Below are 24,394 nucleotides of genomic sequence, written 5' to 3' on the forward strand. Positions count from 1 at the left end.
TGTCAGTGGATTCGGCTATTTTACAATTTACACGGTTAAGATAGCTTCAATCCTTTTAATTTCGTCAAATCCCAGAACAAGCTCCGAGCCTCTCGCATTTGACTCAATTTGTTCCGGATTTGTTGCACCAACAAGAGTACTTGCAATATTATGCTGTCTTAAAATCCATGAAAGGGCTAATTCAGGTAAAGAAACGCCTAATTCATTTGAAAATTCCTCAAGCCGGTCTAACTTCGCTGATACAATTCCATCAATGATGTTTTTCACCCATGTATTCACCTGAGAGTTTGCGCCCCTGCTTCCAGAAGGAATTGTGCCACCTCTATATTTTCCTGTCAATACACCTTGGGCAAGCGGAGAATAAACTACCTGTGAAATTCCATTTTTTTCACAGACCGGGATAATTTCATCCTCTATATCGCGATGAAGCATATTATATTGAGGCTGATTGACAATTATTCGATCTAATAAATATTTATCAGCAATCCCAATCGCTTCTTGAATTTGAGCTGCACTCCACTCGCTTACACCTACATATAAAATTTTTCCTTGTCGAATTAAATCGTCAATTGCGCGCAGTGTCTCATCCAAAGGAGTATCCTCGTCATAACGATGACAATAAAACACATCCACATAATCTAAATCCATACGTTTTAAACTTGCATGTACTTGCTCGATGACATGCTTTCTAGACAATCCCCTATCGTTGGGTCCATCCCCCATTACTCCAAATGCCTTTGTTGTTATACAATAGGATTCCCGTGGGTATTCTTTTAACGCACTTGCTAATATTCGTTCCGCTTCTCCCCGCTCATACACATTAGCAGAATCAAAAAAATTTATACCAAGTTCATACGCTTTATGAACGGTTTTCGCTGCCATTTTTTCATCTACCGTTTTACCAAAAGTAAGCCAACTTCCCAAACTAATTTCACTAACCTTAAGCCCTGAACGACCTAATTTTCTGTATTTCACTCTTATCATCCTCCTTACTTGCGATTACAGTCTTACCATTAAACTTATCAGAAATTTCAAACAAGGTAAAGTGAATGTAGGAAAATTCGTGATGTGTTAACCTGCCTTGATTTTCCTTATTTTATTTTGAACTTTTGCTTTACAAAAATGGAAAAAAGGTTTTTCATAGAGGAAAGGATTAAAATGATCAAGAGGAAAGTCAGCAAAGGGGAATAAAATAAAAATGCTCGCGGTAAAAACACAAGCTGCTCGTCCAGAACCAGATACGAATAAAACAATATATGGAATCTTATTTATAATTGGATTTTGTCACATGCTTAATGACTCCATCCAAGCCATCATCCCGGCAATGTTTCCAATTTTAGAACGTTCCATGGGATTGTCATTTACACAACTTGGATTAATTTCCTTCGCCTTGCAGATTGTAGCATCTGTTGCGCAACCAGTAGTAGGCTGGTATACAGATAAAAAACCAATGCCATATGCTTTACCAATTGGGTTGACCTCCACCTTTTTTGGTGTAATTGGATTGGCATTAGCTCCTAACTTTTCAACTATTATTCTGTCTGTCCTATTTATTGGTGTCGGATCTGCCGTGTTCCATCCTGAGGGCTCCCGCGTTGCCTACATGGCAGCCGGTGATCGACGCGGATTGGCACAATCCATTTATCAGGTTGGCGGAAACTCCGGGCAGGCGCTTGCACCTGTCATTACCGCATTGATCCTCGTACCACTTGGACAATTTGGGGCAATTTGGTTTTCGTTAGTTGCAGCACTCGCTGTTGGTTTACTAGTGTATATCGCAGGCTGGTATGCTCGGACTCTTAAAACAATTGAGATACAAAAGAAGGTAAAGAAAGCAATATCAACAGTACCGCGAAACACGAAAGCTATTAAACTAGCATTAGTGGTACTTGTACTTTTTGTTTTTGCACGTACGTGGTATATGTCAAGCATCACTAACTTTTACTCATTTTATGTCATCGAAAAGTATGGATATACCATTTCACAAGCGCAGATTTATATTTTCCTATTCTTAGCAACTGGTGCACTGGGAACCTTCTTTGGCGGACCACTGGCTGATAAGTTTGGAAAACGAAACGTCATTATCGCCTCTTTATTGGGCACAGCACCATTAGCTCTGATTCTGCCGTATGTCGGGCCACATGTTGCGATTGTGCTAGTGACAGTGATCGGATTTATTCTGTTATCAAGCTTCTCTGTATCCGTCGTGTATGCACAAGAATTAATGCCAGGAAAGATCGGAATGGTGTCTGGATTAATTGTAGGTCTTGCCTTTGGTATGGGAGCGATCGGTGGCGTTGCGATTGGCTCTATCATTGATGCAATCGGATTAACACCAACCATCATCATGATGGCCTTCCTCCCTCTGCTCGGATTCATGGCCTTCTTATTGCCAACCGATAAAAAATTAAATGAATGGAATAATGCTTAATTCGTTTGCAAAGGACGCTCCCCGAGCGTCCTTTTGGTTTGTATTTATGATTTGAAGCTGACTTTTTGAAGTGCGAAAAATAACATGACTCTCTTTAAAAACTGACGAAAAAGTGAATGGTTTCGTTCTGCTGCTTCTGCTCGTTGATAGATATTTATAAGTTCATCAAGTTCTTGACTGCATTCAATTGTTTCATTACTTGTAAACCCCGTACTATTAGCGATTATGATCATTTCTTCTCTTTTTCTATCAATTTCCTCTAATAGTATCTGTTTGTAATCTATACATCTGGTTTCCAAAACTTCCACTCCTTTATTCACACGTTAGAAGATTCTAACGCCGCATACAACTATCGTATGCCAACCAATACTACCTTTGGTGCATTCCTAGTTGCTACTCTATGAATTATTACAAAATCTACTATTTATGTAAATAGATTCGCAAAAATAGACATTTTTTTCTTTAAAAAATTTACAAAATTGTGTACTAAATCGCTTCCATTCCGCATTTCATGTTTTTTCGACACTTAAAATATACAGGAACCGACATATTTTTTTCATAAAAAAACCTATGGGTATTACACCCATAGTCCTAAACATCTTCTTATTTAATTCGGTCGATATGTGTAACGCGAAATTCCTTTGCTTCTAGTTTTTGTTTAACCTCTTGAATCTTATCTTCACTTAATGATCCTGGTAGATTTAAAATAATTCGGCGGAGATACTTTTCACCATTATCTAGCGTAAGCATGCCGTCTATATTAATATCCCGTATAAGCGTAACAAGCTCTTTGATCGCTCCTTTATGCTCGATTGTGGCGATTGTTAATGTATATCCTCCTGTTTTCATACCAAACGAATCCTCAAGAACATCCATTACATTTGCATGTGTAATGATCCCCTGAAACTCGTTTTCCGCATTCAGCACTGCAATAAATGGTAGGCGGCGAATCGTTAAGAACGTCTTAAAAAAGGAATCCTCCTCGTAAACAAACGCATCCTTGCTTTCAACAAGTGCAGATATATTCGCATTTGCTTCCCCATTTTTTTCATATAAGTACTCTAAAATGTCCACTTTATATATTAATCCTTCAAATGCTGTACCATTTTCCGACAATACCGGCACTGAACGAAATCCAGATTCATTTAAAAGTTGAAGGGCTTGTTGAATTGTAAATTTGTTATCACAATATTTTACATCTGATTTTTGGACAAAATTATAACGAATTTTCATTTTCTCCACTCCTCAATTTATATAGAAGAAAAACGTAATCACCTTTATTATATGCATTAAAAAGTGAGTATTCCAATGAACAAAAATGTAACATATCCTCCAAGGAAAGTAAAGAATTTTCTTACTATTTAGATAAAAAAAGAGACACCATGAAAATGCTCCATAGAGTCTCTCTTTTTCCTTAGTTTTGTGCGAATTCTGGGTCTTGGATTGGATGTGCCACCCAACCATCTGGATCAATAAATAATCGTACTGCGACCACTTCACGATCATCCATAAGAGTGAAGAAGTGAGGAGTCTCAACAGGTACAGAAATAACATCGCCAGCTTCTAGTTCAACATCAAAGTAACCAGTGTCACCGCTGCCTTTTATGATAAAAATTCCGTGTCCGGCTACGATTGCACGAACTTCATCCTCTGTGTGAACATGTACTTGTTCAAATTTTTTTAAAAGTTCATCCAAATTTGGAGTTGCATCTGATAATGCGATTACGTCCCAGTTTTGATATCCATTACGTTCACCAAGAGATTTGATTTCATTTTCATAAATGGAAAGGATTTGTTCTTTTTGTTCATCATTGATTTTGCAGTTCCCTTTTAATTCGGCTGGTAGTTTGCTAGTATCCCAATGCTCATAAAGGACACCTTGATCCTGCAAGAATGCGGCAACCTTTTCTTGACCTTCTAATCTTTCACCTGTGTTACGTAATTTAATATTTGCCATTTTCAACACCTCTATTTTATTTTTATTCTATTTAAACCCTTGCTATTAAGGGGTTTAATGCTAATAGTTTCAAATGATAGCTAAAAAGGAATTCGTATGCCTCAAGATGTTTTTTTGCCTCAAATGCATTTTTAGCCCAAACTGTGATACCGTGATTTCGAATTAAGACTGCACCAAAGTCACTGGTAACATGCTCACTAAAATTTCGAGCAAGTGTCGGAATATCAGCATCATTTTTGATAATTGGAATTCGCACTTCTGCATCTTCATCCCATAATCCAAGGGCCTTAATAATTTCCTGACCTTTAAAAACAACCTCTCCCCTATCGGCATAGACCTCCGAAATAACATTGTTATCAACAGTATGGACATGGAGACTGCAGCCCGCATTTGTTTTGTTATAAATTTCAACATGTAAAAGGGTTTCTGCCGAAGGCTTTAAATGAGTAGGAGTAACTGGGTATCCCGCTCCATCCACTAATAAGAAATCCTCATCCGTTCGTTTTTTCTTATCCTTGCCACTTGCTGTTACCAGGAAGGTTGTCGGATGGTCGGATACCTTGATTGCCAAATTTCCACTGGTCCCCATGAACCAATCACGACTTGCAAGTTCATCCTTTATATCTGCAAGCTCTGTCCATTGTTTAATCTTAAGCATGGGCCACAATCTCCTTTTTCAAAATCCCAATTACATCAAAGAAAGAATAGAATGGAGAATGTTCAATCCCCAATTCTTCACATTTTTCAATTAAGAAATCCCTAGCAAATACCTTATCCGCAAGCTTTGCAGCTTGAAGATCAGTAATTGAATCGCCAATCACGATTTTAAAATCATCTTGATTTGAAAGCTTACGGATCAAGCTCGGCTTACAGCAGCCACATTCATTTGTGCACTTGGCGTCACAGGTATGTGGCCATAGAATTTCAATTCTTTCATTCGAAAAATCAGATTGGTTGCAGTAAATTTGTTCCTTAGCAATGAGACCTTCCAGCAATGGCTCAACAAAAAAGTCAATCCCCCCACTGACGATGTATAAAGGAATTCCTTGTTCTTTCGTAAATGCCACAAATTCCTTAAATCCTTCTCGAATTTCAGCGTGTTTCACGATGTAATCGGTAATATCTCCCTTCCAGTCTGAAGGCAAAAGGGAAAACATTTTACCCACACCCTCTTGTATCGGGATTTCCTGCGAAAGCACTTGATCCTTAATTTTCTCCCATCCTGCTGGGGCGAACTTTTTCATAATGGCTATAATGTTGTCGGTATTTGTGATTGTGCCATCAAAATCACAGAAGATTATTGGTTTGTTCATTGTTATACCTCTTTATATCCCCATAAATCAATTGCCTGCTTTAGCTCTGGGCTATTTTGCGCAAATTCAACAAGTGTACTTCCAGCAAGTACGGCTTCGACTGCCGTCTGAAACGCTTTTCCACCACCAATGGCACCGTCTGGATGTCCATGTACGCCACCACCAGCATTAATCACACTGTCTTTCCCAAAATCATTAATAAGAAGTGGCACTAAGCCAGGATGAATGCCAGCAGATGGTACTGGAAATGAAGGCTTAAAGGATTCATCAGTTTTTGTTAATTCTGCTGCAATCGCCAGGGTTTGTTCTCTTTCAAGAGCCACACTGCCATATGGTGAAGGGAATAGGACAAGGTCTGCACCAGCATACCTCAGTAATTTGCCAAGCAGTAATTGATTTGAGAACCCATAAAATTCGGATGGTGTGAGCGTACCACTTACGGCTGGATGAGCCATTAATGGAATTGATATTTCCGGATCCTCTGCAAGGCTTTGAAGAACATCAAGACCATATGCAAATACATTAAACAATAACAGGTCAGCACCAAGCTCTACAGCCTTCTTTGCCTTTTCCCTTAAATCGAAGATTCTGCCGGTTAAGTTCACAGCATAAAGGGCACGATGACCAGTTTCAGTGTAAACTTGCTTCAATACTTTTTTACCCTCTGTAATTCTCGTTTCAAAAGGAGTTAAAGGGTTCTCAAAAAGGATTTCATCATCCTTGATGATATTGACACCACCCAGCGCCTGCTCACGAAGCTGTTCCTTAAGATACTCAAAGTCTCTTCCGATTACCCCTTTAAAAATACTCATCACTAGCGGTCTGTCAAACACTCCTAGTTTTTCGCGGATGCCGGTAATTCCAAACTTTGGTCCTGGAAAGGTTGCTTTTAATTCATCTGAAAACTCCAAGTCTAGCAATTTCACTTCTCCATCAAGAGAAAGCTTCCCGAAAGCAGTTGTTAAAATCGCAGGTAGATCAGCACTAAAATTTGCGCTTGGGTAGGCAATTTTGATCAACCCTTTCTTTACTTGCTTTCCCAGATATCGACTTGCCCGATCATCCTCACCCAATGGCTCAACACTTACTACTTTCCCTTTATGCTTTTTCAGTTGTACCTGCTCAAGTTTCGGTAAAGTCGTCCAAGAGCCGATTGTTAATCCAAGTGCGATTCCTTCAGCTTTTTTCCCTAAGTTGTCACTGGTATCATGTACTAAATATGTAGCAATCACTTCACTCATGTTTAACCCTCATTTCTATTTGAAAAGCGCAAGCGCCTTGAACAGCCCCGACAAGCACAAGAAAAGACAGCGAGAAGGTTGCCCTTTGACCTTCTTGATGGATTGGCTTGTGACCTCGAGGGGCTAGGCGCTGGAGCTAGACATAAAATAAAAAAACCCCTTCATAAGAAGAGGTTAGCAAACTAACATCTTCTTATCTCTCAGCTTTGCGCTGCAAGAATTAGCACCGTGCTTACGATTTGTAAGTCGGTTGCCGGGCTTCACTGGGCTAGTCCCTCCACCTGCTCTTAATAAGAAAATAGATTTTATTTAACATGTTGGGCCTCATACAAAGCTCAACCTTTAATTTAATTTTTTATGAAACAGAATTTAATTAGGATTATGACAGGAATTATTTTTCTTGTCAAACGTTTTTTATTTTTCGAACAAATTCAATTTTTTGATACGGTTTGCTGCTTCAACTAATCTATCTTCATCCGTTAAAAAGCCTACTCGGACATAACGATCTCCGTACTCCCCGAAGCCAATTCCAGGTGCGACTGCAACGTGGGCTTCTTCGAGTAAGTGGTCAGCAAAGCTAACAGACGTGTATCCTTCCGGGACTGGCAACCACGCAAAGAAGGAACCAGCAGGTGCCTTGACATCCCATCCAATGTCTTTAAGTGCACCGATAAATGCGTTGCGTCTTGATTCGTACTTGTCCACTAGTTCTTTTACACAGTCCTGTGATTCGGTTAAGGCTGCTGCTGCTGCTGCCTGAACTGGACTGAACAAACTAACATACATATGGTCTTGTATCAGATTTAAGGCTTCAATGACGCTTGGATTTCCGACGGCAAAACCAACTCTCCAGCCCGCCATATTATATGTCTTTGATAGTGTGTAAATTTCAATCCCGATATCCTTTGCGCCCTCTATTTCCAAGAAACTAATTGGTCTTTTGCCTTCAAATCCAATTGCTCCATATGCAAAATCATGAACTACACAAATATCATGTTCGTTTGCAAAAGAGATCGTCTCTTCAAAAAACTCCTTTGTTGCAACAGCACCGGTCGGGTTATTTGGATAATTCAAAAACATAATCTTTGCTTTTTCAAGTTTAACCGGATCAATTTCCGAGTAATCAGGTAAAAAGGCATTTTCCTCTTTCAGTGGCATATAGGCCATTTCAGCCTGGGCAAGTTCAACACCAGACCAATAATCGGGATAACCGGGATCAGGAACCAATGCAACATCGCCTGGATTTAAGAGGCATTGAGGTATTTCTACCAATCCTGCCTTCCCGCCAAAAAGAATAGCGACTTCGGTTTCTGGGTCAAGCTCCACTCCGTATTCACGTTGATAAAATTCGGCAGCTGCTTTCTTTAAGAATGCATGACCCCGAAATGGAGAATATTTATGAAATTTTGGCTGATCAGCAGCATTTTTTAACGCCTCTACAATATGTTGGGGCGTTGGCTGATCTGGATTGCCTTGACCCAAATTTATGACATCATGGCCTTCGGCAACGACTTTGTTAACCTTTGCAACAAGTGATGCGAAAAATTGTTTCGGTAAGTTTTGCAGAATTTTAGATTGTTCGAAATTTTTCATATGTACACCTTCTTCAAAATACTTGAAATACTAGTCTAAAATCATATATTGTTAGAGTTAACTTGTAAATAGGATGTTCAAAATGTCCGGTGAAAATGACACATCGAATTTCTTCGTTGGCTTGTTTTTCCGTTGCTCACGTATTAATGGCATACGTTCCGCTACTCAAAACTACGCCGCCTCGAACTTTCGACGCACAGGATGTGCTAGTGTCGACAATGCCACAGGACGTGGCGTTCTTGTCGACTTGGTCCTTTTCATCCTCCTTTTGAACAGATATAATTATCACTTTCACATGGAGGACTCTAAATGAATCTAAAAATTGCATGTATTCAGTATGATATTCAATTCGGAAAACCGCAAGAAAATTTTGACCTTATTACCAAAGAAACTGAAAAAACAATGGCTCAGGATGTGCCCGATATTATTATCCTGCCTGAACTTTGGACAACAGGATATGACTTAACAAGATTAGATGAAATAGCCGATGCTAACGGGAATGAAACAAAAGCATTTATGAAAAACTTGGCAAAACAATATTCTGTTAACATAGTAGCTGGCTCTGTTGCAAAAAAGACTGAACAAGGAGTAACAAATACAATGTTTGTCTTTAACCGAGACGGAGAAATAATTGGTGAATACAGTAAGCTCCATCTATTTCAGCTCATGGATGAGCATTTATACTTACAAGCTGGCGAAGTAAAAGGTGATTTCATGATTGAAAATATTCCTGCTGCTGGTGTCATCTGCTACGACATTCGCTTTCCTGAATGGATTCGCGCACATACAACTAGTGGCGCAGAAATTTTATTCGTTGTAGCTGAATGGCCACTGCCTCGCATTGAACATTGGCGCACATTACTCTTAAGTCGTGCAATCGAAAATCAATGCTATGTTGTTGCATGTAACTCAGTTGGAAGCAATCCAGATAATGTGTTTGGCGGTCATTCGATGATTATTGATCCTTGGGGAACAATCATCGCCGAAGCAGGTATTGAAAGCACAACTTTAGTAGGTGAAATCGACCTAAGCAAGGTCCAAGAAGTCAGAAAGCAAATTCCAATTTTCCAGGATCGTCGCCCAAATTATTATCAATAAAAAAAGTAAAAATTGATTGACAATTACGTGTATTCGTTGTTATCATACTCATCAGTATCAACTAAAAATTTAAATAACATTTAACTTGATCTCTTATCAAGAGCAGGCAGAGGGACTTGGCCCGATGAAGCCCAGCAACCGACCATAATTCCATCGTAAGGTGGGGCGCTATTTTTTAGCGCCGGGGAAACCCGCAAGGCACGGTGCTAATTCCAGCAGAAAGTATTGATCTTTCTGGCAGATAAGAGGTTTGATGCCGTGTCTTCAAGCCTCTTTCAAATGAGAAAGAGGCTTTTTAAGTTTTTCGAAAAGCCTCCAACAACAATAAAACTTATTACTGGAGGTATACAGAATGGCAATTTCACATCAATCAATTTATGAACCATTAACAGAAAGTACCGCAGTGGCCTTGGCCAACCGACTCGGTTTATTTGAAAAAGGATCCGTATTAAATTGCAAGGAAATTGGAGATGGAAATTTAAATTTAGTTTTCCATATAACTGATATAAATAGCGATAAAGGAATCATCATCAAACAAGCATTACCTTATGCAAAGGTCGTTGGTGAGAGCTGGCCATTATCCCTGAAACGGGCAACCATTGAAGCCAATGCATTATTAACTGCTGCTGACTATGTACCGGAACTTGTACCAAAGGTTTATTATACAGACGAGACGCTAGCCATTACTGTGATGGAAGATCTCTCCCGCTTACAAATTTCTAGAACTGGACTCATTGAGGGTAAAAACTTCCCTCTTTTATCAGAACATATTGGGACATATTTAGCAAAAACCCTATTTTATTCATCTGATTTTGGTCTGGAACCAACTAAGAAAAAAGTTCTTGTGCAAAAATTTATTAACCCTGATCTATGTAAAATTACAGAGGATCTAGTTTTCACAGATCCATTTTTCGATATTGATACAAATAGCTTTGAAGAAGAGCTGCGAAATGATGTTGAGCAAATTTGGGAAGACCAACCGCTTAAGCTTGAAGTTGCAAAGTTAAAACAAAAATTCTTAACTCAAGCAGATGCCCTATTACATGGAGATTTACATACAGGAAGTATATTTGCAAGCGAGACAGAGACTAAGGTAATCGATCCTGAATTTGCCTATTTTGGTCCACTAGGTTTTGACCTTGGTCAATTCATTGCAAATCTTTTATTAAATGCTATTTCAAGAGATTCCGTAAACCGCGAGCCTCTCTATCAACATATCGAAAAAACGTGGGAAGTGTTTTCTCAAAACTTTTCTCAAGCATGGAAAAATGATGCTGTGGAACTATACCGTGATACTGAAGGGTATTTGGAATATGTACTTGAGCAAGCTTTTGAAGATGCAATTGGATTTGCAGGCTGTGAATTAATTCGCAGAACTATCGGGCTAGCCCATGTTGCCGATTTGGATGGAATTGAAAACCTAGAGAAGAGAATCTCAGCGAAACAATATGCTCTTCGTTTAGGTAAAGAGTTAATTCATAATCGTAAGTTTATTAAAGAACTTGGAGTTCTACGTAACTATGTAGACTTAAACAGCTAAGGAGTGACACACCATGACTATCACAAAAACAGTACCACAATCTGTTCAGTGGAATGAAACCTTTATCAAACTATTAGATCAAACAAAGCTTCCACTGGAAACAGTATTTATTGAGCTTTTTACAATCGAGGATGTATGGGATAGTATCGTTTCTTTAAAAGTACGAGGCGCTCCGGCAATCGGAATTACGGCGGCGTTTGGATTAGCTTTATCAGCAAAGGGCTATGAAGAAACGAATCTATTAGAATTTAAGGAAAAACTACTTAAGGAGAAAGATTACTTGGCGGGTTCACGACCAACCGCTGTTAACTTGATCTGGGCGTTAAATCGCTTGGTTACCAGCATTGAAGCATCAACGTCTGTGAATGAAGCAAAAACCACACTCATACACGAAGCCATTCGTATTCAAGCTGAAGATGAAGCGGTTTGCCGCCTAATCGGTGAACATGCCCTAGAACTTTTTAAGGATGAGTTTAAAGTTTTAACCATTTGTAATGCAGGTTCCATCGCAACTGCACGCTATGGCACTGCACTCGCGCCTTTCCATCTAGCGGCAGAACAGGGCAAAAATCTAAAAGTGTATGCTTCAGAGACACGACCAGTTTTACAAGGAGCGCGCTTAACAACATGGGAATTGCTGCAATCAGGTGTTGATGTAACTTTGATTACAGACAATATGGCTGCTCATACGATTAGGGAAAAAGGAATCGATGCCATTATTGTAGGCGCTGACCGGATTACAGCAAATGGTGATACCGCCAATAAAATCGGCACCTTTAATTTAGCGATCTTAGCGAAATCATTTGGTATTCCATTTTATGTAGCGGCACCTCTTTCCACGTTTGATGTGTCACTAGAAAGCGGAAAAGAAATTCCGATTGAAGAACGAAATCCCGAGGAAGTTACTCATTTAAATGGGGTTCTTATTGCTCCAGAAGATGTTCAAGTATACAATCCAGCATTTGATGTCACGCCGAATGGCCTAATTACAGCCATCATAACGGAAAAAGGGATTATACAAGGCGATCTTGAGGCCGAGATTAAGAGTTTGTTTGAAAAATAAGAAGTTATAAGGAAATCCAAGGTCAGGATACACTGGATTTCCTTATAATATATAGAGTCCAACAATTTTGGCTAATAAACAATCTTTAAAGCACACCTTCTAACTCCAGCAGCTTTTCTTTTAAGTCCGTTCTTGTACCAGTATAACCTGTTAATGATTTGTCCTTTCCTATCACGCGATGACATGGTACAACAATCGGAATCGGATTTTTTCGGTTGGCTTGTCCGACTGCACGAACGGCTTTTGGATTATCAATCGCATTTGCGATATCTGCATAACAGCGAGTTTCTCCGTAAGGTATGTTTAAGAGTTCATTCCAAACCTGCTCCTGAAATGCTGTCCCGCTATACTTAATTGGGAAGCTGAATGTCTTGCGGTCACCTTTAAAATATTCATCAAGTTCACTTTTGATTTTAACAAGTACAGCATCATCCGGTGCATAAATCGCCTCGTATTTATTACAAGCCTCTACCCAGTCATCTTCAGACAATGAAATATCAAGTAATTCTGTTTCATTAGCAAGTATATAAATTGATCCGAAAATATCCGTTTGCATGTCACAAAATTTATACATCGAGCAGCGCTCCCTTCACTATTATTTATTTTACAAAACCTTATTACATTTTGGTAGGTTGTAATTTGCAAAAATAGAGCCAGTGCCCATCAAGTGCACTAGCTTATTACTTTTACAGTTTAAATTTGCTGATCATTGTGTTCAGTCTGCCTGCTAGATCTGAGAGTAATTCGGAGTGATCAGAGATCGTCTCCATTGAACTATTTGTTTGCTGAACAGATGCAGAGGTTTGCTCAATTCCTGCTGCTGATTGTTCGGAAACGGCTGCAATATTATCAATTGATGAATTCATCTCAACCGTATTGCTTGCGATTGTATCAAGGCTTTCGGAAATGCTCTGGATACGCTTAACCATAACGGTAACTGCATCGTATATATCCTTAAATGTTTGACCTGTCACTTGAATTTGCTTAGTCCCTTCATCCACCTGACTATACCCATTTAGTAATCCCTGCGCAACAGAATTAGATTCTTTTTGAATACTATTAACAATATTAGTGATGTCTTTAACAGAATGAGAGACTTGCTCCGCAAGCTTTCGGACTTCATCTGCGACAACAGCGAATCCCCTCCCATGCTCTCCAGCACGGGCAGCTTCAATTGCGGCATTAAGTGCTAAAAGATTAGTTTGATCCGCAATATCACGTATGACCTTGACAAGAGTCGAGATTTGTTTCGTTTGTTCATCAAGCCCTTTTACTTTTTCCACGGAGAATTCCATAATGTTATTAATTTTATTCATTTGCTCTGTTGAAGCCTTCATAAATTCATGACCTTTTTCTGTCATATCTAATACTTTTTGTGATGACTCATTAATTTGACTTCCACTTTGATTAGCTGTTTGTATTTTTTCAACATAGTCCTCCATCATTTTCGCTAAATGAGTTGAAGAATGTGCTTGTTCCTCAGCACCTGTTGACAGTTCCTGGACGGTAGAAGCAATTTGCTGACTCGCTGCCTTCACTTCGCTTGATGAAATCATCAATTCAGAACTCTTTGTTGTCACTTGGTCAGAGACAATTGATATTTCATGTATCATCGTACGAAGGCTGTTATTCATCACATTTAATGATTTGCTCAACAAGCCGATTTCATCTTTTCCCTTAACTTGTATCTCATCAATCTTTAGGTTTCCTTCAGCAATTTGATTTGAAACTCCAATTAAATTTTTTAATTGTTTGCCGATATTTTTTCCAATGATCACAAGGCTTAATATTGCAATTAACGTTGAAACAACAATAGAAACAAGTAAAACAACAGTTGTTCCTGTTACATTTGAATTGGCTATGGAAATTGATTTTTCACTTTTGGTTTTCATTATCACTCTAAGCTGATCCAATTGTTTGACAGTATCCTTAATTAATTTATCAGCTTCCTGACTTGCTTCAATTGAGCTTAGTTTATTTGATTCAATTACAGCTGGAAAAACTTTTTTATCAAATAATGTGGTTAGTTGCTGTTTATTTTCACCCACTTTTGTATAAAGCTGTTCGAGTTCAAATGTTGTGATAGCTGGTTTAAGTTCTTTTGTTAACTCATCATATTGCTTACTTAAGTCTTTAAAAGCTGTCACGTGTTTTCCATTGCCGTCCTGTATGTAAATACTAATTTCACTTCCAAGTTGATTAAAAACACTCGCCATTTCGGTAATGAGGATTGACTGCTCACCACTCTTTTCCACTTCTTTCATTTCATTACTTATAGTAAAAAGCTGAACAAAAATGATAGATGCTGATATACAAAATAGTAATATAGTAAAAGTAAATGCGACTCCATATTTGTAACCAATCTTTAAGTTATGCCACCAAGATGTTAGCTTTGATGGAGACTTTTTGGGCACTGCTTTTTCCCCTTTTTTTCTTTTTGACCCCTTCAATTGTCTTCCCCCTTTGCTGACCTATCTCTCTATTCTTTAGATTTGTCGACAATTAATCGTTTTCACTATTCCCTATTATAGTAGTAATTGTCGGATTTTGAAATATATTCTGAGAATTTATCAGAAAAAAGCTTATGGTATTTGGTGCTACTACTCTCCTGTGGTAGAATAAATAGGTTAATTGAAAGAATAAGGAGCAAGAAAATGAATATTGTTATTAGTACATTAAATGCAAAGTATATCCATACAAGTCTGTCAATTCGGTATTTAAAGGCTTATGCCGCACCTGAATTTGATGTAAAACTGGCAGAGTACACGATTAAAGATCCAGCAATGAATATCGTTACTGATTTGTATCGAAAAAAACCGGATGTAATTGGCTTTAGCTGTTACATTTGGAATATTGAAGAAACCATTAAAGTGATTAAAATGCTCAAAAAAATAAATCCAGAACTTATCATTATTCTTGGTGGACCTGAGGTGACTTATGATGTGCATGAATGGCTAGAGCGTATTCCTGAGGTTGATTACATTGTCATAGGTGAGGGTGAAGAAACCTTTAAGGATCTGCTTACCGCCATTCGCGATGGAGAGAGTACTGATGAGATAAGCGGGGTCGCTTTCTTAAAAGAGAATCGATTAAAAATTAATCCGCAGCGCAATAAACTTAACCTTAAGGATTTGCCGTCACCATTTCGATTTGAAGAGGATCTATCCCAATTATCAAAACGTGTGACATATATTGAGACAAGCCGTGGTTGTCCTTTTAATTGTCAATTTTGCTTATCATCCATTGAGGTTGGGGTCCGCTATTTTGATCGTGAAAAAATCAAAGATGATATTCGCTTTTTAATGGACCATGGTGCCAAAACAATTAAATTCGTTGACCGTACATTTAACATTAGCCGCAGCTACGCAATGGAGATGTTTCAATTTTTAATTGATGAGCACCGACAAGACACAGTCTTCCAGTTTGAAATTACTGCAGACATCATGCGGCCAGAAGTTATCGACTTTTTAAATAAAAATGCTCCGGTTGGTCTGTTCCGATTTGAAATTGGCGTCCAATCTACAAATGACCTGACAAACGAGTTAGTGATGCGGAAACAAAACTTTGCAAAGCTTCAACGTACGGTCATGATGGTAAAAGAAGGCGGAAAAATCGATCAACACTTGGACTTAATTGCTGGATTACCTGAGGAGGACTATCACTCATTCCGAAAAACCTTTAATGATGTTTTTGAAATGAGACCTGAGGAGTTACAGCTTGGCTTTTTAAAAATGCTTCGTGGGACCGGAGTTCGAATTCGTGCGGCTGAGCATGAGTATAAATATATGGACCATTCTCCATATGAGATTCTTGGGAACAATGTCTTAAGCTTCGATGATATTACCCGGATTAAACAGGTTGAGGATGTACTTGAAAAGTATTGGAATGACCATCGTATGAATGAAACTGTAGAATATTTGGTAACTCATTGCTTTGAAACACCATTTGATTTCTTCCAAGACTTTGGAACGTATTGGGATGAGCGCGGCTGGTCACGTATCGGTCACCAGCTTGAGGATTTATTCAAACGTCTTTCCGATTTTCTTCAAGAAACAAACCAAGATCAGCTTCCAGTCATTGAAGCAATCATGAAATATGATTATTTACGAAATCAAAAGTACAAACCACGTAAACCGTGGTGGGATGACCTCGTTACTAAGAAGGATCGAGCAATTTTCTATCAGGAAATTGTGGAGCATCCAGAAGCTTTAGGTGACGAATTTAATCAATTACAGCTTCAGGAAAAGGATTTGTACAAGCATACCGTTGTGGAAAAAATTCCACTTAACCTGGAGATATATAAACAAACAGGTGAAATTAGATTGCAAGACACGTATTTACTGGTTTATTTTGACCCTGCCTCAAGGCAAGCAAAGATTTTCAGTCGAAAAGCAGCATAATGGAGAAGAGAGTCAGCAAAGCGCTGACTCTCTTCTCATTCCCCAGTACTATTTCCTTTTTTGGAATTACGATTTCCGCCCTTCATTGGATTTTCATAATCCGCTTCTGCAGAAAATTCCGTATCGGGCATGCTCTCTTTTGGTGTAAAATTATTCTTTTTTGCAGCATCAAATTTCACTTTACGTTTCATACCTTTACCCCCTTTTAATCACTAGTCTTCACCATGAATGCTTCGTCCATAAATGGTAAAATCCACCTGCACTTTTATAAATTTTCTTCTTGTTGCGAACACTAACGGAAAACACAATTGTGAGGTGTTATGAATGACGAAGAAGAAAAAACAAGCTCAGGAAACCGAATCTCCAATATTAGATGAAACAATCCCCCATCAAATCTCAGCACCCTCTTTTAAAGGAACCGGAATTAAGATGCAGGAGCCTTTTGTCAACGAACATGGGGTCGTAATTGGGGATAGCCTCTATAATTCACCAAATTCGCCGCTAAATAATTGGAGTGATGAAGTAGATCCAGAGATTATGGCTGGTGACCAGTGGGTTCATCCGACAAATGACATCGGCTGGAACACAACTGAAAACCGTGAGCTATTAGAAAGCAAAAAACAACCAAATGGGGCTCCCTTCATGCATCCATCAAAGGACACAAGCTATGGTAATGATTAAAAGAAAGAGCACCAACAGGTGCTCTTTTCATCAACCAATAATGAGTCTTTCTTTCGGATAGTGGTAATTCACATCCTTGCCTTTCTTACCAATAATAAAGATAAAGTTCAGGATGCCAACCCTTCCGATAAACATCAGGAACATAATAAGAAATTTCCCAAAAATACTTAAATCAGGTGTAATCCCCATCGACAATCCACATGTTCCAAATGCAGACGCAACCTCAAAGAATATCTCCATAACCGTAAACTTTTCTGTAAGTGTTAAAATAAAAACAGATGCAAAACATGTAAAAAACGCAAATATCGTCACAATCAATGACTTGCGGATATCTTCTTCGTGGATTTCACGTTTGAAAATTTTAATGGATTTGTTTCCCCTTGCGAAATTGAATAAAAACAAAATATTGATCGCAAAGGTTGTTGTCCGAATCCCCCCACCAACAGAGCTGGGAGAGGCCCCAATAAACATCATTGCACTTAAAAAAAGCAAGGTGGGCTCTGAAAATTGATTTACATCCATCGTCGCAAGCCCCGCACTTCTTGTAGTTACCGACTGAAACAAGGAATAGAAAAAGGTTTCATGCCAGACCATTCCTTTAAATGAATGGCCAGCTTCCATGACTAAAATCATAATGGTCCCAAAAACGACTAATGATAAAAACGTAACCGTTGTAAGCTTCGTAAACAACGAAAAACGGTATCTTCCTTTTTTATGTAATAGAAAGTCTTTTATTTCTACTAAGACTGGAAAGCCAATTGCCCCTAAAATGATTAAAATAATCGTTATAAACTGGACAAAATAATCATTTGAATAGGGCATTAAAGAGTTTCCAGTAATATCAAATCCAGCATTGGTTGTTGCACTAACAGCTGCGAAAATGCCATGAATAAACGCTTCCTGCCACGAGCCAAAAAATTGCATAAAATAAAGACCTAAAATCAAGCTTCCAAAGATTTCAATCCCAACCATGATAATAATAATTTGCTTAAGCAGGTTAACCAAGCCTGCCAGCTGTGATTGATTTTGGTCCACCATGATTAAACGTCTTTCACGCAACCCGATTTTCCTGCGAAATATTAAATAGATGAAGGTTCCCATCGTCATAATCCCAATTCCGCCAACCTGTAAAACAAAAATTAAAATAAAAATTCCTGTTACAGTGTAGGTATCTTTAATGGAAATAACGCTTAAACCCGTAACACTAACAGCACTCGCTGCTGTAAATAACGTATCAATAAATGCTACATGAACTCCTTCTTTTATCGCAAAGGGAAGGCTTAATAAAATAACAGAAATCGTTACAGCCAGTAAATAGAACGCAAAAATTAATNTAACAGAAATCGTTACAGCCAGTAAATAGAACGCAAAAATTAATTGAGCTGGTGACAGTTCATTAATGTATAAATTTATTTTCTTCCACATTTCTTTCACCCTAACATCTTTTGAGAAATTGTATTCCTTTATATTAAAGAATTCATTCACATTTTAAAAGCCCTATTTTAAATAAAGGTAAGAATTTCTTGCCACTGGTTTTTGCTTATGCTGATTAGTATGCATTTCCAGTATTGAAATTAATTATCTTCTCATACTAAAGATACAACGCAATATACGTTGTTCTATAATAGACAAGGAGTGAGGTAAATGGCTAGAAGCAGTAATAAATTGCTTGTTCCTGGAATCGAACAGGCGTTAGATCAAATAAAATTTGAAATTGCCCAAGAATTTGGTGTTAAGCTTGGCTCAGATACAGCATCTCGCGCAAATGGTTCGGTAGGTGGCGAAATTACGAAACGCCTCGTAGCGCAAGCCCAGTCCCAATTTAAAGGCGAATAACAATTTCATAAAATGGAAAAAAGCCGGGGTTTATCCTCGGCTTTAACTATTATTTCCTTTATGGTGATTACCATTGTTATGGTTATTACCAGATCCGCGTTTTCCGTTGTTTTCATTATTCCCGCGATTTTCTTTGTTGTAGCGTTTTTCTTCTTGTTTCTGTTTTCTTTCCCATTTTTCTTCTTGTTTACGTTGTTTCTTTTCCCACTTTTCATCCATTTTGTCGAACTTTTTCTCTTTAATATGGTCCGGCATATTGGAGTTTTCTATATTGTTTTTGACTTTATCTCTTATCTCTTCTTTTTTCTCTTTAAGCCCTTCTTGAACTTCTTTGGCTTTTTCTTTCTGATTATTCCTAAACTCATTCAGCTCTTTCTGTTTGTCGGCATTGCCTTGATTATTATTTGTATTTTGATCTTGACCGGCGGGCTCAAGCTTCTTCTTTTCAACTGGTTTTGGAACTTTATTCTCTTTAATTAGAAGTTTGCCAGTTGAGATTCCTTCCTCTTTAGCAGCCTTTCTCGTTTCAACTGTACTTGTTATTGAGGAAACAGCAATCTGTTCTTTTTTATATTCTGCTTTAATATCTTCAATTCCTTGCTGTAGTTCCTGATCAACATTAACGTTATGTGTAGCCGCCACAACAGTTGTAATTAAGACTTGCTTTCCATCTTCAAGATAGCCTTTATCTTTACTATGTTGAATGATTTTTTCAGTAATTGAATCTAACGTGCTGTTTTTCCAATCCGGAATGGATTCCATAAGTTTTTTCGCCTCGTCGTTTAAGGCTTCAAGACTTACGACGTGAAGGTCATCATCCAATCCAACTTCAAAGCTAGGGTTGATGTCAATGGACATATAGGCATACACTTCATTACGCGATGAAAAAGGTATAATTAAAGATAATAATAAAATTGCAACTAAAGAGCTTGCAAGTGCGTAACGCCATTTCTTCACTTGAAAGAAATGTTGCTTTGAAGTATTACTTACTCGTTCATTGATTGGAAAAAAAAACATTTCCTCACCAATTTCATAGTTTGCCTTCGTATATTTAGCTTTTACGAATTCACCTTCAGGGGTTAGCATCGTAATATATTCATCGTTCACATCCATAACGATCCCCTTTTTCAACTTTCGAGCACCCCTTTTAGATAATCTTTTAAATAGACATAGTCACCGGTTAATATAATGGCCATAGCAATAATGTACTTTCGATTTCTCTCTATCGTTTTACGGCTAACTGTTACTTTCGATTCAAGTTGTTTAATCGGAAGCTGTTTCTTTTCAAACAATGTCACCTTTAGATTTTCATTTTCAACAACAGCTTTTGATACCATTATTGCATTTTGTCTGGCATCTGCATGTTTCGGAGAAATTTCAAGTAATTCTTGAAATGATAAACCAAATTCCTGCAATACCTTATGAAAATGGAGGATTTCTTCTTTTCTTTGTTCTTGCTCCACTTTCCTTTGGTATTCCTCAACCGAAAGGGAAGCTTCTATTTTCGATTGTGCCCCTTCCTCATCCGTTTCACCATTCGAGATAAAATTAATATTTCTTACCCGCGCTTCTTTTCGAATGTAGTCAATCACTCGTCGTTTAATTAGAAGTTCACCAAAGGATAAAAAAGAACTTCCCTTTTCCTTCGAATATTTTTCTAAGGCTTCATTAAAGGCGATCAATCCGATACTAAATTCATCATCCGATTCATTTATATATCTTTTGCAAACCGCAGACACATTCTTAGCAATAAAGGGCTTATAGTCTTCAATTAGTTTATTTTGTAATTGTTGATTTCCATTTTGAATCTCGATAACGGTTTCTTCCAGCGTGCTTTTTCGTTTTCCTATTTTAAATAATAAACTCAGCACTGGTTTCACCTCAATTCTCTTTGCTATCTGTTAATAGTAGCAAGAGTTGAAAGCGAGATTCAATAACAATTTTTCACATTATTGGGCTCATGCAAAAAATATTACAAAAGCACTAATACGAAAGACTACTCTATTATTGAATTGGTGACAGGCTTTGTAACATATGTTTCTATTCCATTACATTCCAAGCTTTGTTTGTAATGTTTGACTCATTTACAATTTACGTCATCCGATTTCTTTTTGCGGGGGTTAATGTCTTTTTTTACTCATTATTTTTTAAATAAGTTTCATCAGGTTTATATTACCATCATTCGAGCGCCAGTTTAAGGAAACAATAATCCTAAAAAAGGAGAGGTGGAAAACATATGCACACAATGTGGAAGGGCTCGATCAGCTTTGGGCTTGTTAATATTCCGATAAAGCTTTTCTCTGCAACTGAAGACAAGGACGTAAAGCTGCGAAATCTTCATAAGGAATGTAACACACCTATTCAATATGAAAAAATTTGTCCAAATTGCGAAAAAGACATCGGAAATGAGGATATAGTAAAGGGCTATGAATACGTAAAAGGCAAATTCGTCATTTTGAGTGATGAGGAATTAAAAGAACTCAAAGACGAGCACGAGGATAAAAGCGTTGAAATCATTGATTTTGTAAAACTTGAAGAAATCGACCCAATTTATTTTAGTCGCTCATATTTCATGGGACCTGGTGAAAATGGCAGTAAAGCGTACGCATTACTTCGTGAGGCCTTACAAAAGTCGGGGAAAATTGGAATTGCAGAAATTACAATACGATCAAAGCAACAAATGGCGATCATTCGCGTCTTTAAAAATAGTCTTGTGATGGAAACAATCCATTATCCTGATGAAGTTCGAAACGTGGGTGAAGTTCCTGGTGTTCCCGAAAATCTCGCTATTAATGAAAAAGAGCTTGATACTGCCATTATGCTCATTGACCAGTTAACTACCGAATTCAATCCGGAAAAATATAAGGATGAATATCGTACAGCCCTTATGGAGCTAATCGAATCAAAAATCAATAATAATGAAGGCACAATTTCTAAGGAAGCTCCTCGTACAAATGTTGTGGACTTAATGAGTGCCTTACAGGCAAGTATCGAACGGACAAAAACCAAGGAAACAGCTGCGCCAAAGAAACAAGCAACGCCAAAAGCAAATGCAAATGCAAAACCAAAAACAAAAGCAAAACAAGAGGCACCAACTGGTACTGAGACTGCTGCATCAGTGAAACCCAAAACAAGAACAACCCGAAAAAAAGTTGGAACATAATAGAGGGCTCCTTTTAAGGGGGCTCTTTAAAGGAGTGAGACGATGCTTAAACCAATGCTTCCTACCCTTATTTTTGAAGCCCCCACTGGACCAAACTGGGTTTATGAAATTAAATATGATGGTTTCCGGGCTATGCTGCATTGGGAAAAAAATCAAATCCAGTTGATTAGCAGAAACGGCAACCTTCTTAATGAACAGTTTCCAGAAATTATTAAGCAATGCGAGGAACTCTCCGATGTAATCAAACCATACCTGCCACTTGTTTTGGACGGGGAGCTTTGCATATTAGAATCCCCCTCCAAAGCAAGCTTCGAGCTCATTCAGCAACGCGGGCGATTAAGGAGTGAGTCTAAAATTGCACAAGCCTCTGTGGCTAGACCTGCTCATTATTTGGTTTTTGATTTATTGGAGCTTGGCGGCAACAGGCTCATGTCACAAAGATTTCAGGACCGAAAAGATGAACTAGAAAATCTTTTTGCTAATTTAAAACTTCCTGGCATTGCTGACCCTAATAAACATGAACGCATCCAATTCATTACATATGAACAAGATTTTAATTCTATTTGGGCAAAGACAACCAAATCTTCTGCTGAAGGGATAATCGCAAAAAAACTGGATAGTACGTGGGATGAAGGTAAGCGTACATCAAACTGGTACAAAATAAAGAATTGGCAGGTTGGTGCCTTTTTTATCCTTGGTTATGATAAAATGAATGCTTTTTTTCACGTAGGGGTTATACGAAATAAGCAAATTTATGGGATTGGTTTATTTTCACACGGTCTCAATCCTGATGAGAGGCAAGCCCTCCTCGAAGTTATTAAAACCAATGCAGTTGAAGAAACTACCGGATTTATTAAAGTAGAACCTGGGATTTGTGTAGAGCTTTTTTATTTGGAGTTGTATAAAGAACAATTGCGGCAGCCTAGCTTTTCAAAATTCAGGTTTGATGTCGAATGGCAGGATTGCACTTGGGAAAAACTTGTTCGGAATGTACCACTTTTACCCGAAGATATCGAGATCACCCATCCCGACAAACCACTTTGGAAAGATAAATCGATAACTAAGCTGGAGTATATCCACTATCTTGTTGAGGTTTCTCCATTTATGCTACCTTTTTTAAAGGACCGCTTATTAACGGTCATTCGTTATCCACACGGAATGTATGGCGAAAAGTTTTACCAAAAAAATTGCCCTGAGTACGCACCCGACTTCATCCAAACTTCGTTGTCTGAAGGAATCGAATATATTGTTTGTAATGATCTTGAAACTCTAACATGGTTGGGGAATCAATTGAGTTTTGAGTTTCATATTCCGTTTCAAACGATTTATTCAAATGGACCATCTGAAATTGTTTTTGATTTGGATCCACCGTCCCGTGATGCTTTTCCATTGGCCAAAAAGGCGGCGACAATTTTAAAGGAAGTTTTTGATGGGCTCAAATTGATTTCTTTTGTAAAAACATCAGGTAATAAAGGCTTACAGATTTATATTCCACTTCCAGAAAACCGCTTTACCTATGATGACACACGCCAATTCACTGAGTTTATCGCAAACTATTTAACCACAATGGAACCTGATCTTTTTACAACAGAGAGACTGAAAAAGAATCGCGGCAACCGGTTGTATGTGGATTATGTGCAGCATGCTGAAGGAAAAACAATTGTTGCTCCATATTCAGTACGCGGGAATGATGGGGCATATGTTGCCACTCCGCTTTATTGGGACGAGATAACGGAAGATTTGTCGATTGAAGATTTTCCGTTGGAGTCGATTATTGAAAGAATCAATGAAAAAGGCTGCCCTTTTGCGCACTATTTTGATGCGAAAGAAGAACAGCCATTTGGGCCAGTGTTGGAGTTCTTAAGGCAAAAGTAAATTGTATATGATTTGTTAAAAAGGTCAGGATGAAACAGCAAATAATTACTGTTTCTGGCTTGTGGTGCCCTTCATTTCACTTATGAAGGGCATTTGGTATCTCATTTTTACATGGATAACATTTATCGACGATTTATACGACGGTGCGGAAAAAGTTGTGTAAATAGGTTTCAAAACAATCCTCCTTGGCAAGAATTAGGATA

The 24,394-nt window shown here is 38.1% G+C and carries 23 protein-coding genes, 1 pseudogene and 2 riboswitches; of the genes and pseudogenes, 9 read left to right on the top strand and 15 right to left on the bottom strand.

Annotated features, from left to right (window positions below):
- Positions 1-27 precede the first annotated feature (27 nt).
- A complete protein-coding gene (locus LKW28_RS17160) occupies positions 28-975 on the bottom strand; it encodes an aldo/keto reductase family protein (RefSeq protein ID WP_229141621.1) in 948 nt (315 codons plus the stop codon).
- Positions 976-1,198: 223 nt separating this feature from the next.
- On the opposite strand from LKW28_RS17160, the gene LKW28_RS17165 reads away from it, so the two are divergent.
- Positions 1,199-2,431: an MFS transporter gene (locus LKW28_RS17165; RefSeq protein ID WP_229141622.1), complete on the top strand. Its 1,233-nt coding sequence runs from the start codon at positions 1,199-1,201 to the stop codon at positions 2,429-2,431.
- A 44-nt stretch (positions 2,432-2,475) separates the two neighbouring features.
- On the opposite strand, the gene LKW28_RS17170 is transcribed toward LKW28_RS17165, so the two are convergent.
- The 7 genes from LKW28_RS17170 to LKW28_RS17200 form a co-directional block, all read right to left on the bottom strand.
- Complete coding sequence (locus LKW28_RS17170) at positions 2,476-2,730, bottom strand: aspartyl-phosphate phosphatase Spo0E family protein (RefSeq protein WP_267498046.1); 255 nt, start codon at positions 2,728-2,730, stop codon at positions 2,476-2,478.
- Between the two features lie 304 nt (positions 2,731-3,034).
- On the bottom strand, positions 3,035-3,664 hold the full coding sequence (gene cbpA / locus LKW28_RS17175) for a cyclic di-AMP binding protein CbpA (protein ID WP_229141623.1): 630 nt from the start codon (positions 3,662-3,664) through the stop codon (positions 3,035-3,037).
- 181 nt (positions 3,665-3,845) lie between these two features.
- Positions 3,846-4,388, bottom strand: coding sequence for a 1,2-dihydroxy-3-keto-5-methylthiopentene dioxygenase (locus tag LKW28_RS17180; protein WP_229141625.1), 543 nt, complete (start codon positions 4,386-4,388; stop codon positions 3,846-3,848).
- Between the two features lie 31 nt (positions 4,389-4,419).
- Positions 4,420-5,046, bottom strand: a complete 627-nt coding sequence (locus LKW28_RS17185; RefSeq protein WP_229141627.1) for a methylthioribulose 1-phosphate dehydratase — start codon at positions 5,044-5,046, stop codon at positions 4,420-4,422.
- Positions 5,039-5,701: a 2-hydroxy-3-keto-5-methylthiopentenyl-1-phosphate phosphatase gene (locus LKW28_RS17190; protein WP_229141629.1), complete on the bottom strand. Its 663-nt coding sequence runs from the start codon at positions 5,699-5,701 to the stop codon at positions 5,039-5,041. The genes LKW28_RS17185 and LKW28_RS17190 overlap by 8 nt, the downstream gene beginning before the upstream one ends.
- A 2-nt stretch (positions 5,702-5,703) precedes the next feature.
- Entirely contained in the window at positions 5,704-6,942 is a 1,239-nt protein-coding gene (gene mtnW / locus LKW28_RS17195) for a 2,3-diketo-5-methylthiopentyl-1-phosphate enolase (protein WP_229141630.1), read from the bottom strand.
- 190 nt (positions 6,943-7,132) lie between these two features.
- Positions 7,133-7,239, bottom strand: a riboswitch (SAM riboswitch).
- A gap of 117 nt (positions 7,240-7,356) precedes the next feature.
- On the bottom strand, positions 7,357-8,535 hold the full coding sequence (locus LKW28_RS17200) for a pyridoxal phosphate-dependent aminotransferase (protein ID WP_229141631.1): 1,179 nt from the start codon (positions 8,533-8,535) through the stop codon (positions 7,357-7,359).
- Positions 8,536-8,844: 309 nt separating this feature from the next.
- Between LKW28_RS17200 and LKW28_RS17205 the strand changes: the two genes are divergently transcribed.
- The 3 genes from LKW28_RS17205 (at position 8,845) to mtnA (ending at position 12,236) form a co-directional block, all read left to right on the top strand.
- Positions 8,845-9,633, top strand: coding sequence for a carbon-nitrogen family hydrolase (locus tag LKW28_RS17205; RefSeq protein WP_229141633.1), 789 nt, complete (start codon positions 8,845-8,847; stop codon positions 9,631-9,633).
- Positions 9,634-9,723: 90 nt separating this feature from the next.
- Positions 9,724-9,881: riboswitch (SAM riboswitch) on the top strand.
- Between the two features lie 104 nt (positions 9,882-9,985).
- Entirely contained in the window at positions 9,986-11,173 is a 1,188-nt protein-coding gene (gene mtnK / locus LKW28_RS17210) for an S-methyl-5-thioribose kinase (protein WP_229141634.1), read from the top strand.
- Positions 11,174-11,186: 13 nt separating this feature from the next.
- Positions 11,187-12,236 carry an S-methyl-5-thioribose-1-phosphate isomerase gene (mtnA, locus tag LKW28_RS17215; protein WP_229141636.1) on the top strand — a complete coding sequence of 350 codons (1,050 nt, stop codon included), beginning with the start codon at positions 11,187-11,189 and terminating at the stop codon, positions 12,234-12,236.
- Positions 12,237-12,321: 85 nt separating this feature from the next.
- On the opposite strand, the gene LKW28_RS17220 is transcribed toward mtnA, so the two are convergent.
- The 3 genes and pseudogenes from LKW28_RS17220 to LKW28_RS23275 form a co-directional block, all read right to left on the bottom strand.
- Entirely contained in the window at positions 12,322-12,810 is a 489-nt protein-coding gene (locus LKW28_RS17220; RefSeq protein ID WP_229141637.1) for a methylated-DNA--[protein]-cysteine S-methyltransferase, read from the bottom strand.
- A 112-nt stretch (positions 12,811-12,922) separates the two neighbouring features.
- Positions 12,923-13,870, bottom strand: a complete 948-nt coding sequence (locus LKW28_RS23270) for a methyl-accepting chemotaxis protein (protein WP_420708900.1) — start codon at positions 13,868-13,870, stop codon at positions 12,923-12,925.
- Positions 13,868-14,500 (bottom strand): annotated as a pseudogene (locus tag LKW28_RS23275) (HAMP domain-containing protein); the annotation flags it as partial. The gene LKW28_RS23270 and the pseudogene LKW28_RS23275, both read right to left, overlap by 3 nt.
- 390 nt (positions 14,501-14,890) lie before the next feature.
- Here LKW28_RS23275 and LKW28_RS17230 point away from each other — a divergent pair.
- A complete protein-coding gene (locus LKW28_RS17230) occupies positions 14,891-16,636 on the top strand; it encodes a B12-binding domain-containing radical SAM protein (RefSeq protein WP_229141640.1) in 1,746 nt (581 codons plus the stop codon).
- A 35-nt stretch (positions 16,637-16,671) separates the two neighbouring features.
- Here the strand turns inward: LKW28_RS17230 and LKW28_RS17235 are convergent, their stop codons facing one another.
- The gene (locus LKW28_RS17235; protein ID WP_229141642.1) at positions 16,672-16,827 is read right to left on the bottom strand and encodes a hypothetical protein; all 156 of its coding nucleotides are present in this window, start codon (positions 16,825-16,827) and stop codon (positions 16,672-16,674) included.
- A 133-nt stretch (positions 16,828-16,960) separates the two neighbouring features.
- Between LKW28_RS17235 and LKW28_RS17240 the strand changes: the two genes are divergently transcribed.
- On the top strand, positions 16,961-17,317 hold the full coding sequence (locus tag LKW28_RS17240) for a DUF3905 domain-containing protein (protein ID WP_229141643.1): 357 nt from the start codon (positions 16,961-16,963) through the stop codon (positions 17,315-17,317).
- Positions 17,318-17,347: 30 nt separating this feature from the next.
- Here LKW28_RS17240 and LKW28_RS17245 read toward each other — a convergent pair whose 3' ends face one another.
- Complete coding sequence (locus LKW28_RS17245; protein WP_229141645.1) at positions 17,348-18,742, bottom strand: TrkH family potassium uptake protein; 1,395 nt, start codon at positions 18,740-18,742, stop codon at positions 17,348-17,350.
- Between the two features lie 219 nt (positions 18,743-18,961).
- Between LKW28_RS17245 and LKW28_RS17250 the strand changes: the two genes are divergently transcribed.
- Positions 18,962-19,153 (top strand): alpha/beta-type small acid-soluble spore protein, encoded by a 192-nt coding sequence (locus LKW28_RS17250; protein ID WP_229141647.1) that lies wholly within the window; start codon positions 18,962-18,964, stop codon positions 19,151-19,153.
- Between the two features lie 42 nt (positions 19,154-19,195).
- On the opposite strand, the gene LKW28_RS17255 is transcribed toward LKW28_RS17250, so the two are convergent.
- On the bottom strand, positions 19,196-20,284 hold the full coding sequence (locus LKW28_RS17255) for an anti-sigma factor domain-containing protein (RefSeq protein WP_229141649.1): 1,089 nt from the start codon (positions 20,282-20,284) through the stop codon (positions 19,196-19,198).
- Positions 20,281-21,033, bottom strand: coding sequence for an RNA polymerase sigma factor SigI (sigI, locus tag LKW28_RS17260; protein ID WP_229141651.1), 753 nt, complete (start codon positions 21,031-21,033; stop codon positions 20,281-20,283). Before sigI ends, LKW28_RS17255 begins: the two co-directional genes overlap by 4 nt.
- Before the next feature lie 356 nt (positions 21,034-21,389).
- Between sigI and LKW28_RS17265 the strand changes: the two genes are divergently transcribed.
- Together LKW28_RS17265 and LKW28_RS17270 are read left to right on the top strand one after the other, a co-directional pair.
- Entirely contained in the window at positions 21,390-22,316 is a 927-nt protein-coding gene (locus LKW28_RS17265) for a Ku protein (protein WP_229141652.1), read from the top strand.
- Positions 22,317-22,358: 42 nt separating this feature from the next.
- A complete protein-coding gene (locus LKW28_RS17270) occupies positions 22,359-24,191 on the top strand; it encodes a DNA ligase D (RefSeq protein ID WP_229141653.1) in 1,833 nt (610 codons plus the stop codon).
- Positions 24,192-24,394 lie beyond the last annotated feature (203 nt).

The organism is Bacillus sp. REN16, assembly GCF_020731355.1.
Taxonomy (GTDB): Bacteria; Bacillota; Bacilli; order Bacillales; family Bacillaceae_L; genus Ferdinandcohnia.